Origin of the sequence: Rhizobium binxianense (genome assembly GCF_028994275.1) — a bacterium.
In the GTDB taxonomy this organism is placed as follows: domain Bacteria; phylum Pseudomonadota; class Alphaproteobacteria; order Rhizobiales; family Rhizobiaceae; genus Rhizobium; species Rhizobium binxianense.
The window spans coordinates 741,423-755,579 of the sequence record NZ_CP118713.1; the positions used below are offsets into that span (position 1 = coordinate 741,423).

Sequence of the window (14,157 nt, forward strand, 5' to 3'; positions counted from 1 at the left end):
ACTCTTCCCGACTGGGAGAGTTTAGTCCTCCTCTCGGGCAAAGAGCTCAGGGGCATCGTCGATTTGCGATTTGTCACGCGGTCCAAAACGCCAAGGAGAGCTTATGTCTACAATCGAAGCTTTAGAATCATCGCATTCCTCGATGCCGGTCCAAGGTCCGATGTTCAATTTGCCAAGGACCTCACTCGTCATTCCAACCTTGAACGAAGCGGAAAACATTAAGCTGCTTTTGCCCCGCATACCGACATGGGTGCATGAGATTATCATCGTCGATGGGCGATCGACAGACGGAACGCCTGACATAGCGCGAAGCATGCGCGATGATGTCAAGATCGTACTTCAGCCTAAGAAGGGCAAAGGCATCGCATTGCGGACGGGCTTCGAAGCCGCATCTGGTGATATGATCGTGATGCTTGATGCTGACGGATCGATGGATCCCTACGAAATCATCCTGTTCGTCGCGGCTCTTGTTGCAGGTGCGGATTTCGTCAAGGGGTCGCGCTTTATGCAGGGTGGCGGCACCAGCGACATGACGGTCATCCGCCGTTTCGGCAATCTGGGCCTGACCCTGCTGGTCCGGATGCTCTATGGCAGCTCTTTTAGCGATCTGTGCTACGGCTACATGGGTTTTTGGAGACGGCATGTTCCCTTGCTGCGTGCCGATTGCGACGGCTTCGAAATTGAGACGCTGATCAATTTGCGGGCCCTGAAGAACAATCTCAAAATCATGGAAGTCGCGAGCTTTGAATCGGAACGTATCTACGGCGTCAGCAATCTGCGTGCCCTTCCGGATGGCTGGCGCGTGCTGAAGACGATCTTCCGAGAACGCGTCAGTACGCCGACGGGCGTCCAAGTCCTCGAGCAGGGCATTTCCTGAGGTCTGGATTTAATTGGCGAGGCCGCATGATGCGCATTTTGATGCTCAGCGCGAGATACCTGCCTTTTGCCGGAGGAACGGAAACCCATGTAAGCGAGGTCGCAATCCGGCTCGTGCGCAAGGGGCATACGGTGACGGTATTGACGGGCAATCCCGACGGCCTTCTTCCGCCAACGGAAACCCGAGACGGCGTGCAGATTGTCAGGCTGAAGACGTTTCCCCGTGGGCGGGATTGGTGCTTAGCCCCCGGCGTCTTCAGGGCGGTCGCCGAAGGTGATTGGGACCTGATGCATGTTCAGGGCTACCACACCTTTCTGGCACCGCTGGGAATGGCCGCCGCATCGCGCGAGGGGCTTCCTTTCGTGGTCACCTTTCACAGCGGTGGCCATTCGTCACGATTTCGGTCCTCGATCCGGCGCTTCCAACATAGAATGCTTGCGCCTCTGGCTGCCAGGGCAGCGCAACTCATTGGCGTGTCGCGGTTCGAAGCCGATCTATTCAGCCAGAATATGGCAATCGAGCGAGACCGGTTCATCGTTATCCCCAATGGCGCGCGCCTGCCGGAAACGTCCGGGCGGCGGCTGGCTCCACCTCACGACAGGCCGCTGATTGTCTCGCTCGGCAGGCTGGAGCGTTATAAAGGTCATCATCGCGCGCTTGCTGCATTTAGTGTGCTGGCAACAAAAATCCCTGATATGCGCCTTCGGATCCTAGGAGAGGGGCCCTATGAGGCGAAGCTGCGTCAGCAGGTGGCCGAACTCGGGCTCGGCAACCGTGTCGAGATCGGGGCAATTCCGCCGGCCGACCGGTCCGCAATGGCCGCTCTTTTGTCTTCGGCCGCTCTGGTCGTGCTCCTCAGCGATTATGAAGCTCATCCCGTGGCGGTTATGGAGGCGCTTTCGGTCAAGGCTCCCGTACTGACCACCGACACATCCGGCTTTCGGGAGCTGGCTGAGGAGGGCCTCGTGCGATCCGTTCCGCTCAACGCTTCGCCAGCCTTCACCGCGCGTGAAATGCTCGCTGCCATGGACGCGGGGCCGATCTCAATCGAGACGAGGTTGCCGGACTGGGACGATTGCACGGACCGGCTGCTGATGGTGTACAGACGCGTACTTTCGCATCCGCAGCCTGAACTGCGAACCGGTCCAGCACTGCTTGGAGATTTGAAGCACGATGACCGTTGTTAAGGGGCGGGCTTCTCCAGGCCGGCAGAAGGCCTACCAGGACGGAGCTTATCGTCATGGCTATACGGGAAGGGGTTCCATTCCCCGCGTCGATCTGTGGATCGCCGCATTTCTGGGCCTGCGCAGGCAGGACAGCGCGGTCGAGGGTGTTGCCGATCCTTCGTCGCTGGGGATGTCGCCGGTCTTTGCCTTCCTATGCAGCTGCGCCCTTGTTGTGGCCGCTCTTGCTGCAAATGCCAGTCGCCTGGGAGAGGGCTGGGCGGTTCCCACGTTCTATTGCGCCATCGCCGCGATCTTTCTCCCTGCGGCGGCGCGAATCATCCATCCGGGTGCCAGCCGCCTGGAGCGCTTGGCGCTCATAGTGATCGTCACCTCAGCCCTCTTCGTGGTACGCCTCATCCGCGCGCCTGTCGCCTTCATAGACCATGATGAATTCCTGCACTGGGCGACGGTGAACGACATTCTGGAGGCGGGGCGACTGTTCCTGCCCAATCCGCTTTTGCCGGTCAGCCCGCTCTATCCCGGGCTAGAGCTCATAACGTCCGCTTTGGTCAACCTGTCCGGACTGTCCGTTTTCGCGGCAGGCCTGATTGTGTTGGCGGCGGCGCGGATGATGCTGATGCTCACGCTATTCCTGCTCTTCGAGAAGATCACGGGCTCGGCACGGATCGCCTCGATCGCCTGCCTGATCTACATGGGCTCGTCCACGTTTTTGCTGTTCGACGTCCACTATTCCTATGAAAGCCTGGCGATCCCCATGCTTGCGGCGGTGCTGTTGGCTTCGGAAAGCCGACACATGGAGCGAAGCGGCGCGGCAGGCTGGCCGACGGTCGTCGCCACCATGGTCCTGATCGTGGCGCTCGCGGCTACTCATCATCTCACCTCCTATTTTTGCGCGGCCCTTTTGTGCGGCACGGCGGTGATGGAATGCCTGAGGCAGGGCGCGTCCGCTATGCAGAGGCGGCAGGCGATCCTGCTGGCCTCGATCGCCGTGATTGCTCCGGTCGTCTGGTCGAAGATCGTCGGGAACCCCACCGGCAGCTACATCCTTCCCGTACTGGCAGGCGGCATACACGAGGTAGCGCAACTCGTATCGAGTTCGACCTCGACGCGTAAGCTTTTCGTATCGGACACGGGAGCCTTGGCGCCGGCTTGGCAACGTTACCTGACGATGGCGGGCGTCGCGCTGATCTGCCTGGGACTTCTCACCGGCTTTCTCCGCTCGCTCGTTTTCAATGGGCAGCACCGGAATGCGAGTATCCTCTGGCCGCCGACCAGATGGCGCCTATGGCGGTCAAGCCTTCTCCAGGTCCTCGTCTTGGTGACGCTGGCCTATCCCGTCAGTATCATCTTCCGCCTGACGCGCAGTGGGTGGGAGATCGGCAACCGCATCGGCTCGCTATCCTTCCTCGGCGTGGCAATTGTCGTCGCGGTGGCCGTCGCGGCGTTCTGGCACGGCACGTCGCGTGGCTGGCTGCGCGCAACGGCGCTTGCCGCCGCCGCAACGACGGTGCTGATTGCTGGCGTCATCAGCTCCGAGGGACCACGTATTCTGGTTCCGGCCGGCTATGAAGTGTCGGCCGACTCCTCGTCGATAGAACCGATGGGGATCAGCGCCGCAAGGTGGACCCGGGAATGGCTGGGCGGCGACCAGCATTTCGCAGCCGACCGGATCAATCGCCTGCTCCTGTCTACCTACGGCCGGCAAAAGGTCTCGACCACGCTTGAGAGTGGGCAGGATACAGGCATGGCCATCACCGCAGCCGATCTCGGTCCGATGGAACGCAAGCTGCTGATCGACTCGGGCATCGGTTTCGTCATGGTCGACCTGCGCATGACCACCGGCCTGCCCGGCGTCGGCGTCTATTTCGACGGCGGCGCGCAGGACCGAAACCACCTGGTCCCCCTCCAGCCGTCGTCGCTGCTCAAGTTCAATTCCGAGCCCGATGTCGACCGTAGCTTCGACAACGGCTTCATGGTCATTTTCGACGTCGGGCGGCTCGGGAAAACACGGCAGCCCGGCGTCCCTGGTAAGCGGAGCGGCGAGCCGGTGCAATCCTTGGGACGAACAGACGGAGATTTGCGATGATCGATAGCCGTATCGACGCTTTCATGTGCGTCCATTCGCGGGACATTGAATATTTTCTCGAAGCGTCCCTGCGCTCCTACCAGCAGCATTTCCCGGACAAGGGAAACCTGACCATGGTCACCGACAACCCGGCGGCTTTAAGAGCCTTCCTCGACGCGAAGGGTCTCATGCCTGGCGCCGCCGTCACCGGCGACAACGACTGGCTTTCGGCCAGCGAACTGGAACTTCCGGGCTGGTTTCGGCAGCAGATCATCAAGCTGCGCGCCTTCGAATTCTGCCGGACCGAGCATTTCTGCAATCTCGGCGCGGATACACTGCTGCTGCGGCCCATCGCGAGGACCGATCTGATCGACGGGCGCGAACCGGTTCTCTATTATTCCAGCCACAGGCTTCCCGATCTGCACTACCGTTTCGAGAAGAAACGGTTGCGCAATGTTGCAAAGATCCTCGGCGTCGAGCCGGCCCGGTCTTCTCGCTACGTCGATTTCATCAACGATTTCTTCTGCTTCAAGCGCGAATGGCTCATCGCGCTGAATGACTACATCGCGTCGAAATACGGCTCAAAACCCTATGTCGAGCTGCTCAAGGGCCTCAGCGCGTCAAAAGACCAGACACGGTTCGGGGAATGGACGCTCTATTCCGTCTTTCTGCTCGATGTGATGCACCAGTCGCCGACGATGCGCGATGCGCGCGGGGCCTATCTGACGCAGATCCATAGCCGTCTCGGCCTCACTCTGAGCCGGCTGGACAGCAAGATCGTTCATCTCGTCCAGAAATCCTTCGACCCGAACGTGATACGGCAGAAGCTCGTGAAGGTGAACCCGGGCGCCGCTCAGATCATCGGCGCGACGGCATGGGCGGATGCAGGAGCTCGTCCCCGATGATGGCCCGCCGTGTCTTTCTGGGAATCATTCCGCTGTGGGTTCTTGCCGCTGCGTTGGCCGTAACGTGGCTGCCCGAAACCTTTGCGACCTGGAAGGCGGTCCGCCTGGCGCTCTGCGCGCCGCTGATACTGTATCTCCCGGGCCGCATGCTGGTGGACACCCTGCGCATAGAGGGCGATATGGTCATGAGGGGGACGCTCTCGGTGTTCCTGAGCTTCGCGGCCTGCATTTTTTTGGGGCTTCTGCTGCATGTCGTCGGGCATCTCGATGCGCGAGGCTGGGTCTACGCGCTGGGCCTGACGACTATTGCCGTTCGGTGGCTGAATGTCGTTTTGCAGCGCGCAAGTCCGGTTCCAGCCATTCCCTCGGCTTGGCCCGGCCGTCGTTTTGGGATCTTCGCAGCTTCCATGATCGTGGCGACGAGTTCCGTCCTCGTGGCGCGCCCGGTCGCGCTTGAACGCAAGCCGTTTCATTTCACCGAGCTTTGGATGGTGCCCAAATGGAACTGGACGAACAATGTGGTAACGGTCGGCGTGCGCAATTCGGAAGACGCCGAGACGCTTTACAGTCTTGACCTTGTTCTGGGCGGCGCGTTGATCGGAAAGATGCCAGCCTTCGAACTGGCGCCTTCCTCCAGCCAAACCTTCGAATTCTCCGTACCGACAAAAACGCGCCCGCCCGCACGGCTGGAAGCCTGGCTCTACAAGGGCGGCGACAGGGGAACGATCTACCGCAAGGTCTGGATGACCATCGACACGCTCCAGTCGCCGGCACCGACCGGAATAACCTTTCAGTTCGCTCCGGAGAGGAAAAATGGATAATTTCCAGCACCCCGTGCCCGGCAAGCTCACGACGGCAATCGTCATCTGCTGCTATTCCGACCAGCGTTGGGACATTCTCAACAAAGCAATCGAGGCGGCAGCGCGCCAGGTCCCGGCCGCGGATGAGATCGTCGTCATCGTCGATCACAATCCGGCACTGGCGCTGCGTCTGCGCGCCAAGCGCTTCGAAACCCCGGTCAGGATCGTCGAGAACATTCATCCGCCCGGCCTCTCCGGCGCCCGCAACACCGGGATTTCTGTCAGCCGCGGCGAGGTCATCCTGTTTCTCGACGACGACGCCGTGTCGGATCGGGATTTGCTGGCGACCTTGGTGCGGCAACTCGAGGATCCCTCGGTTCTGGGCGCCGTGTCCGCTATCCGCCCGTTGTGGGAAACAGACCGTCCTTCCTGGTTTCCCGACGAATTCCTGTGGACCCTCGGCTGCACCTATCGCGGCCTTCATCCGGGGCCGGTGCGCAACCTCATCGGCGCGTCCATGTGCATCCGCCGCTACGTCTTCGATCATACGGGCGGCTTCGATTCCGGCTTGGGCCGAACGGCCAAGGCTTTGCCGCTCGGATGCGAGGAAACCGAACTCTGCATCCGTGCAACCAAGGCTCTGCCACATGGCCGTTTCGTCTTCGAACCATCGAGCGGCAGCGATCACGCCATACCCGCCGATCGCGCGACGTGGAAATATTTCCTTCACCGATGCTGGGCCGAAGGGCTTTCAAAGGCCAGCCTATCGCTGATGGCAGGCTCCGGCGAGGCGCTGGCGTCGGAAAAGACCTATATGACCAGGACGTTGCCCCAAGGGATTATGCGGGGATTCGCTGATATGTTGCTCGGCCAGCCGAGCGGCCTTCTTCGCGCCGTCGCGCTGGGCGCCGGCCTGGCGGCCACTGCGGCCGGCTTCGCTCTCGGCCGGACCCGCGCTGCCCTCACGCGACCGTTCACCTCCATTCCTGCTCGCGCTCTCGAACCGGTGGAATAGGCATGATGACCGTCAGCGCCGCCACTACCAAGGTCCGCAGCTTCCTGATGAATCAGGCGGTTTTGCTCCTCAATGCAGGCATGCTGGGGCTTGGAACGTTGATGACGGCCATTCTCGGCTTCGTCTACTGGTGGTTCGCGGCGCGTTCCTTCTCGGCTGAAGCTGTTGGGCTCGCCGCCGCTGCCATATCGTTGATGAATCTCCTCGCGAATCTCGGTGAAGTCGGTCTCGGGCCCTTCCTGATGGGCGAGATAGGCCGTCAGAAAAGAGCAGGCCCCTTTCTGACGGGCGCCCTCCTGGCCTCGTTCAGCGCCTCCATCGTCGTGGGGCTGATCTATCTTGTTATCGCTGCCTGTACATCGACGCAGCTTGGCTCGATCGTCGGTTCCTCCGCGACCGATCTCTTCTTCGTCGTTGGTTGCGCTCTGACGGCCGTGACCCTCGTGCTCGACCAAGCCCTGGTTGGCCTTCTGCGCAGCGGCCTTCAACTGGCCCGAAATGTCGTCTTCGCCGCCAGCAAGCTTCTTCTACTGATCGCTCTCGGCCTGACACTTGGCCGGGCGACCAGCGGACTGGCGATCTTCACCACCTGGTTTGCCGGGCAGCTTGTCTCGCTGGTCGTCGTGGCCGGGCTTCTTGTTTATGCCGGCAGGCGCGTTTTCCACCGGCCAGCGATCTACGCCTTCCGCCCGGTGCTCGGACAGGTTTTTGGCCATCACGCGCTCAGCATGGCTGTTCAGGCGCCGGCGCTGCTGCTGCCCGTCGTCGTCACGGTGATGCTGTCCGCAGAGATCAACGCCGCCTTCTATGCCGCCTGGACGGTGCTGAACGTTGCGCTTCTCGTCCCTGCGTCACTCGCCTCGGTATTGTTTGCCATCGCTGTGCGGGAGCCGGAGCTATTTCCCGCGCGCCTGCGCCTGTCGCTCGGCTTGTCGATGCTGGTCTGCGCGGCGACCGCCTTGGCGTTCCTCTTCCTGTCGCGCTTCATGCTCTGGATATTCAATCCGGCCTATGCTGTGATTGCAGGAAATGGCCTCCAGTTTCTGGGCGTTGCCGCTTTCGGAATGGCATCGAAGTATCATTATCTGGCGGTTCAACGTGTCCGACGGCGCCTGGGTTTTGCCACGCTCGTTCTGACCGGCGGTGCGGCGGTGGAGATCGTGGCCGCCGCCGGCGGTGTGCAATTCGGGATCGCAGGCACAGCCAACTTCTGGGTCATTGCTGTTTCGCTGGAAGGCCTCCTTCTGTGCCCGGCATTGTATCGGGCCACACGGCACACTGCGACGCCGTCCACCACCGCGCCACCAGCGGCTGCCGGTGTCTCGACATACGGCAATTCCCTCGACGAGACAGACCAAATCGGAATTGCGTCACGGGCTTGAAAGGGAGTTTCTTCGCATGAGGCGTGTTCACCGTTTCCGGAGTTTCGCTATCGGCGCTGTGGCGCTGGCGCTTTTTGGGTCTGCTCAAGTCGGATCTGCGGACGCGCAGTCATCTGCGCAGCAATCTTTCGTCACGACGAAAGAGGGGGGCTTCCTGCTGGACGGCAAGCCATTTCGCGTGGCCGGCGTCAACAACCATTATCTGACATTTGGCTCGTCAGGCGAAGTCACCCGCGTGTTGGACGATGCCACGGCAATGGGTGCCAATGTGGTGCGCACCTTCCTGCAACCGGTTATAGGGTCGCTGGACGGCCGGGTGCCGACGATCTGGAATTCAAAAAGCACGGCCGATTCCAGCAATCTGGGAACCAAGGGCATCTATATGATGAGTTGGGATCCGACAACCAACCGGATGGTTCCCAACGACGGACCTGACGGCCTGCAAAAGGTCGATTACCTCATCGCGGAAGCGGCGAAGCGCAAGCTTAAGCTGATCCTCGCATTCGTCGATTTCTGGGCCTATACGGGCGGTGCCCAGCAGATGAATGCCTGGTACGGGAGTTCGGACAAATACACCTTTTTTGCCGCTGATCCGCGAACTCGACGCGATTACAAGGAATGGGTTCGGCATGTTCTGTCGCGCGTCAACACGATTACTGGTGTCCGCTATTCCGATGACCCCACCATATTTGCCTGGGATCTGGCCAACGAACCTGACATCCATCCCATACCGCTCCTTCATGACTGGGTGTCGGAAATGTCAGCCTATGTCAAATCCCTGGCACCGAAACAGCTCGTAACGACGGGCCATGGGAACATGGATCAGAAGCTGGCGGATATGAACATTCCGAGCGTCGATTTCGGCACGTGGCATGGCTACCCATCCTACGCCAAAATGAGCCATTCCGATTTCGATGCCCGCATTCGCGAATACTGCGCGATCGGGCGAAATATCGGAAAACCGGTGATCCTGGAGGAATTTGGAATTCCGCGATCCGATGCCGATCAGGCAAACGCCTATGGAACGTGGCTGAACACGATCGCCACCTCGGATTGCGGAGGCTGGGTGGTCTGGCGGCTCACCAGCACGCAGGACTCGGGCCTCTATCCCCAGGACGACTACGACAAATTCGACATCCATAACGATGGAAGCCCTGCTTGGCAGGCTCTGCGCGACGCCGCCCTCAAGCTTCAATAAGCAGGGCCACCGGAGCCATTCCGCCGTTCACCATTCGTCGTCTTGAGCGATGGATCGGTTACGGCACCGGGTGTTGCCATTCGATTTGATGGCTGCCAACAACATGTGGCATATCGCTCGAAGGCGGAAACCGATTTCAAGACGAAAACACGCGTGACACGACGATCGGAAGCGCGCCCGCGAACCGGGATGGTGGCGCGAACGGACGAGTGATAGCGATCTCAACACGCCGGAATATTGACCTAAATGCTTCCATATTTTCTTGCGATCTAAACTGGGTCTAGCTTCGCCAGATATTCGCGGTATATCCAGGATATTGGGGACAAACGGGAGATTTTCGAAGGTCAGCGGTTGGTAACATGAATAATGCGGACGGCTCGCTCCCAGAAGCGGTATCGTATATTGACTCATCATCGGGCTATCCCGATTCGAAAGAGGGATTCCGGCAGTGAACTCTTCACGCTTTCTCCAATCAATCGTCGAAGCCGAATCCCATGATACACGCTTGAATTTCGCCCGCGCCGCGATTTTTCAGCTTTATAGCGCTTGCCTGCCGACCGGTTCTGCGCCGGCTCAGTTTTCCGTCGAACTCACTCTAGCTGAAGAAGAAGCGGTGACGCTTGTCGTGCGGCCGTTCGTCAATAAGGTCGAAGCACTTGGCGGGCTTGTGAAATCCCTGTTTTCGACAAACGCGGAGACCGTGCTGCGAGCTCTGCCATGCAGGGTGGAGGATAAGGTTGGATCCGGCATTGGATTGATACTTTTCGTGGACGATGAGCCGATGATTACCATCGGATCTCTTGCAGACGATAGCGGGCTGTTTCTTCGCCAGATCGAGCCCGCATCCAGGAATACCTCCGGGGTTGCCACAATCGGTGCGGTGGTAGGCCAACGACTTGCCAGTGTGGTTCCTATTCCGACTGGATCTCTCGATCTGCGTAAGCCCAAATAACTGTAGCTTGGCAGGGAATCGAGGTCTGCCTCGCTTTGTGTGTGACCAAGTCGGCTGAGCTGCAACATGCGTGCCCTGGGTGCGGTTCAGCTCTAAGCCTCTTCTTCATCCAGGCCGCAATGATTAAGCTCATGACGAGAAGGCCGCCCCGCTACCCGCTGTCTTGAACGGACTCTGAGCAATCAAGGGATCAGCAGGATACTGCCCGCCGAGCGTCCGGATTCCATCTCTTCGTGCGCCTTCGCAACATCGGCCAAACGATATTCGGCACCGATCTGCGAAACGATGCCTGTTTCCATCATCCGGACTGCAGCGAGAGCAGCCTCGCGATACTGTCCGATATCGGCGCACCAGGCCATGATGCTCGGATGGCAGAGCGCCTTGCCCGGACGAAGTTCCTCGACAGGCACCGGTGGGATAGCACCGGCGGCCTGGCCGATGGTGACAGCCATGCCGAATGGGCGGACAGAGCGTATGCTCTTGAGAAGCGTGTCGCCGCCTATCCCGTCATAGGCGACGTCGACACCAATCCCGTTCGTCAGGCGTTTCACTTCCGCGACGATATCGGCGTCTCGTCCGACAATAAGCTGATCGGCTCCATAAGATGCGGCGAGTGCAGCCTTTTCGGAAGAGCCGACCGTCCCGATCACCGTGGCATCGAGCGATCTGGCCCAACGAACGAGGATGCTCCCAAGCCCGCCCGCTGCGGCATGGATCAGCACCTGAGTTCCTGCACGCACATCATAGGTCTTTTTCAACAGCAAGTAGGCGGTCATGCCTTTGAGCAGCGAACTCGCTGCCGTTTTTGCTGAAACGGCACCGGGAAGCTTGATCGCCCTTTCAGCGGCAATATTCCTCGTGGAGCGATAGGCTCCAACCGGAGGCCCGGCATAGGCAACGCGGTCACCTTTTTGGAACATGGAGACACCAGGACCGACATCGTCGACGATGCCCGCCGCCTCGGCACCGATCACCGCGGGGTAGGACGGCATGGGGTAGATGCCCCTTCGCTGATAGACGTCGAGAAAGTTGGTTCCGATCGCCTGATGACGGATTTTTATCTCGCCATCACCGGGAGGCTCACAACGGTGATGCTCGATATGGAATTGGGTGATGTCACCAGGGGCGTTCAGCCATATGATCTGGTCAGTCATCTCTCGTGCTCCTTCATGGGCACAAACTAAGCGATGGCATGATGTGTGAAAATTCCCTATTGCTGCACAATGATTGGGAGAGAATTCACAAAGATCGACTGGGACGACCTTCGCCATTTCCTGGCGCTCGCGCAGTCCGGAACGTTGCTTGGCGCCGCAAAGCAGCTCGGCGTCGAACACGCGACGATCAGTCGGCGCATTTCGTCGCTTGAAGCCAGCCTGGGTCGTAAGCTCATAGACCGCCGCGGACGGCGCATCATGTTGACCGCGGACGGAGAGCAGGTTGCCAAGCGCGCAGCTCTTGTCGCGACGCAGACTGCGGCAATCGAGCAGCTTGGTCGCAGCAGCGCCACGGAATTGCGTGGCCATGTGAGGATCAGCGCGCCTCCCGCTCTCTCAAGCGTGTTCCTGGCAGAGCCGATCGCGGCCGTCAGGCGAGACCATCCCGGTGTTCAGATCACGCTTGTCGGAGAAAAGCGCCTCGCCTCCCTGAACAGACGAGAGGCGGATATCGCCGTACGAATGTCGCGTCCCGAGGACGGCGATTACGCCATCGTCAAGCTCGGCGAGACAAGCTTTCATCTCTACGCATCAAAGACCTATCTCGAAACGGTTCCGCCGTCGGACTGGACCTTCATCGGTTACGACGAAACCATGAACGCCTCACCGCAACAGCTGCGGCTGATCGAATTGGCCGCCGGCCGGCCGATCGCTGTGAGGTCGTCCGTTCTGGAGTTTCAGGCCGCAACCGCAAGCCTTGGCGCCGGTGTCGTCATGCTCCCCGATTTCGCCGTCCTGGAGTCCAGCGGTCTCCAGCGCATTGAGACCGAACAGCCGTTGACAAGAGAGGTCTGGCTGGTTGTCCATTCTGATATCAAAGACGTCCCCTCCGTCCGCGTCGTCGTCGATGCGCTGAAAAACGCTGTCGGCAAGTAGTGCGTTCAGGTTGGGAGCATGTCGGCGAAAAGGAGAATGAGCTTCTTTTCGAACGATCACTTTGAGTTTTGCGCGACTATCTGCCGAGACGGCTCCGTCCGGACGCGACGGTGTTGTCAGCGATCAATGGTCTGCGCGAAAGGGTCGTCTAGCAGGCAGCGAAAGAGCTTCCGCTGCCGATGATCCAAAGTCCGCTTCAGGCCGAAAGCCCGCGTCGATTCATTCCAATTGGCGGATTGGATGGCTTTGAAAGTGCTCTACCGTTTCGTCAAGCTGCACCCACTTATGTTTCGATTGTTCGAAGACTGATAGGGCAGGTGGCGCGAAGGCTGGGTCGGCAAGGGAACCGACCGCCACCCCGATCCAGGACGGCGCAGCATCGGCCTTCCAATAGACGGTCGAGCCGCAAGTTGGGCAAAAATGCATTCGGACCTTACGACCGCTCTCGGCAGTGCGAATGAATTCTGTGGACGTTCCAGATATTTCGACACAGCCAATCGAGTAGAAAGCATTTGCGCTGAACGGCGCACCCGTTCTGCGCTGGCAAGCCAAACAGTGGCACAGCGCAGTCAATTGTGGTGGTTCGCTGAGCATCAGTCTCAGAGCGCCGCAGGCGCATTGGGCATTGGCCATGGAAACTCCTCCCGCTTGCACGGTGAAATTGCGTTGAATGGGGGGTGAAGCGCAGGCCCGAACCACAAATGGTTAGGGTGGGCGATGCGAAGGGGCTGAGACCTGACATAATTTCAGGCTCACAGAAGCTCAAATGTAGATCGCGGAAATGCCGAAGTCTAGAGGAAAGCCATCTGACCGCGTCAGGCCGGAAGCGGAGCCCTCATTGCACGGTCTCAGGTTCTGATCGGTTCTTTGCAGCAAGCGGAATTTCAAATCCACTGGTGATCTATAGCCAATTACGGAGTGCAGTCGCTCGCGAGCAAGCGGTAAACAGCGAATCGATGAGCATCTCGAACGATGCTTCAATCCACTGAGCACCACCCGGGCGATGGGTCGTCGAGCGTGTTTTTTCGTTGTTAATGTACGACTTGGGAAGCTGCCGACATCAATTCCTGGGAATTCGGTGCCTTGAATGTCTGGAGCCCAGCCTCCAGAACTTCAGTGAAGCTCCAGCGTACGATGCCCTCCCGGTCGATTAGGAACTGACCGACAAGCTGCCCGTGGTCGGCAGTCATCATCTGCTGATCGGCTTCGGTAATCTGATACCCTTCCTTCTCGTTGATAAATTCGTCCATTGCCATCACGCTCATAGGCTCGGGCAACTCGCCCGGAAGATCGATCCGTATCGCCATGACCGTGTCGATCCCGACCTCGCGTAAGCCGAAGGCTTGGTGCGAAGCCCGTACCGGGTCGGAAGCAGCAAGAAGATCGGGTATCGGATGGTAACGGAAATAGAGCCGCGCGCGTTCGACCGGGGTGTTTACCACCGCCAGCGATTGGACGCCTTTCTCACGCAGCATCGGGTTGAGATATGCCATGGCCGCGACATGGCGCCGGCAGAACGGACAATGCAGCCCTCGAAACAAACCGATCAACAATGGGCTGCGGCCACGAAAATCATCAAGTGCGATCTTCCCCTCGCGCGAGATCGCATCAAACACAACGTTCGGAACCCGGTCGCCCGGTTGTAGCGGATGGTCGACATAGCTCGTGGACATGGACAACCTCCTC

13 protein-coding genes are annotated in these 14,157 nt (G+C 59.5%); 10 read left to right on the forward strand and 3 right to left on the reverse strand.

What is annotated here, in order from left to right:
* Positions 1-103: 103 nt before the first annotated feature.
* The 9 genes from PO860_RS03660 to PO860_RS03700 all read left to right on the forward strand — a co-directional run bounded on the left by PO860_RS03660 (position 104) and on the right by PO860_RS03700 (position 10,381).
* Positions 104-877, forward strand: a complete 774-nt coding sequence (locus tag PO860_RS03660) for a glycosyltransferase family 2 protein (protein WP_183606073.1) — start codon at positions 104-106, stop codon at positions 875-877.
* A 26-nt stretch (positions 878-903) separates the two neighbouring features.
* The gene (locus PO860_RS03665; RefSeq protein WP_275038163.1) at positions 904-2,064 is read left to right on the forward strand and encodes a glycosyltransferase family 4 protein; all 1,161 of its coding nucleotides are present in this window, start codon (positions 904-906) and stop codon (positions 2,062-2,064) included.
* Positions 2,051-4,150, forward strand: a complete 2,100-nt coding sequence (locus tag PO860_RS03670) for a hypothetical protein (protein WP_275038164.1) — start codon at positions 2,051-2,053, stop codon at positions 4,148-4,150. The genes PO860_RS03665 and PO860_RS03670 overlap by 14 nt, the downstream gene beginning before the upstream one ends.
* Positions 4,147-5,034 (forward strand): DUF6492 family protein, encoded by an 888-nt coding sequence (locus tag PO860_RS03675; protein WP_275038165.1) that lies wholly within the window; start codon positions 4,147-4,149, stop codon positions 5,032-5,034. Before PO860_RS03670 ends, PO860_RS03675 begins: the two co-directional genes overlap by 4 nt.
* Positions 5,031-5,855, forward strand: a complete 825-nt coding sequence (locus PO860_RS03680) for a hypothetical protein (RefSeq protein ID WP_275038166.1) — start codon at positions 5,031-5,033, stop codon at positions 5,853-5,855. The genes PO860_RS03675 and PO860_RS03680 overlap by 4 nt, the downstream gene beginning before the upstream one ends.
* Positions 5,848-6,849: a glycosyltransferase family 2 protein gene (locus tag PO860_RS03685; protein WP_275038167.1), complete on the forward strand. Its 1,002-nt coding sequence runs from the start codon at positions 5,848-5,850 to the stop codon at positions 6,847-6,849. Before PO860_RS03680 ends, PO860_RS03685 begins: the two co-directional genes overlap by 8 nt.
* A 2-nt stretch (positions 6,850-6,851) precedes the next feature.
* Positions 6,852-8,231 (forward strand): polysaccharide biosynthesis protein, encoded by a 1,380-nt coding sequence (locus tag PO860_RS03690; protein WP_275038168.1) that lies wholly within the window; start codon positions 6,852-6,854, stop codon positions 8,229-8,231.
* Between the two features lie 16 nt (positions 8,232-8,247).
* Positions 8,248-9,429: a glycoside hydrolase 5 family protein gene (locus tag PO860_RS03695; RefSeq protein WP_275038169.1), complete on the forward strand. Its 1,182-nt coding sequence runs from the start codon at positions 8,248-8,250 to the stop codon at positions 9,427-9,429.
* A gap of 448 nt (positions 9,430-9,877) precedes the next feature.
* Entirely contained in the window at positions 9,878-10,381 is a 504-nt protein-coding gene (locus PO860_RS03700) for a hypothetical protein (RefSeq protein WP_272783205.1), read from the forward strand.
* A 182-nt stretch (positions 10,382-10,563) separates the two neighbouring features.
* Here PO860_RS03700 and PO860_RS03705 read toward each other — a convergent pair whose 3' ends face one another.
* Positions 10,564-11,535: a quinone oxidoreductase family protein gene (locus PO860_RS03705; RefSeq protein WP_183606656.1), complete on the reverse strand. Its 972-nt coding sequence runs from the start codon at positions 11,533-11,535 to the stop codon at positions 10,564-10,566.
* Between the two features lie 69 nt (positions 11,536-11,604).
* Between PO860_RS03705 and PO860_RS03710 the strand changes: the two genes are divergently transcribed.
* On the forward strand, positions 11,605-12,471 hold the full coding sequence (locus PO860_RS03710) for a LysR family transcriptional regulator (RefSeq protein ID WP_430523298.1): 867 nt from the start codon (positions 11,605-11,607) through the stop codon (positions 12,469-12,471).
* A gap of 219 nt (positions 12,472-12,690) precedes the next feature.
* On the opposite strand, the gene PO860_RS03715 is transcribed toward PO860_RS03710, so the two are convergent.
* Positions 12,691-13,104 (reverse strand): GFA family protein, encoded by a 414-nt coding sequence (locus PO860_RS03715; protein WP_080686066.1) that lies wholly within the window; start codon positions 13,102-13,104, stop codon positions 12,691-12,693.
* A 398-nt stretch (positions 13,105-13,502) separates the two neighbouring features.
* Positions 13,503-14,144, reverse strand: coding sequence for a peroxiredoxin-like family protein (locus tag PO860_RS03720; protein ID WP_275038171.1), 642 nt, complete (start codon positions 14,142-14,144; stop codon positions 13,503-13,505).
* Positions 14,145-14,157: the final 13 nt, after the last annotated feature.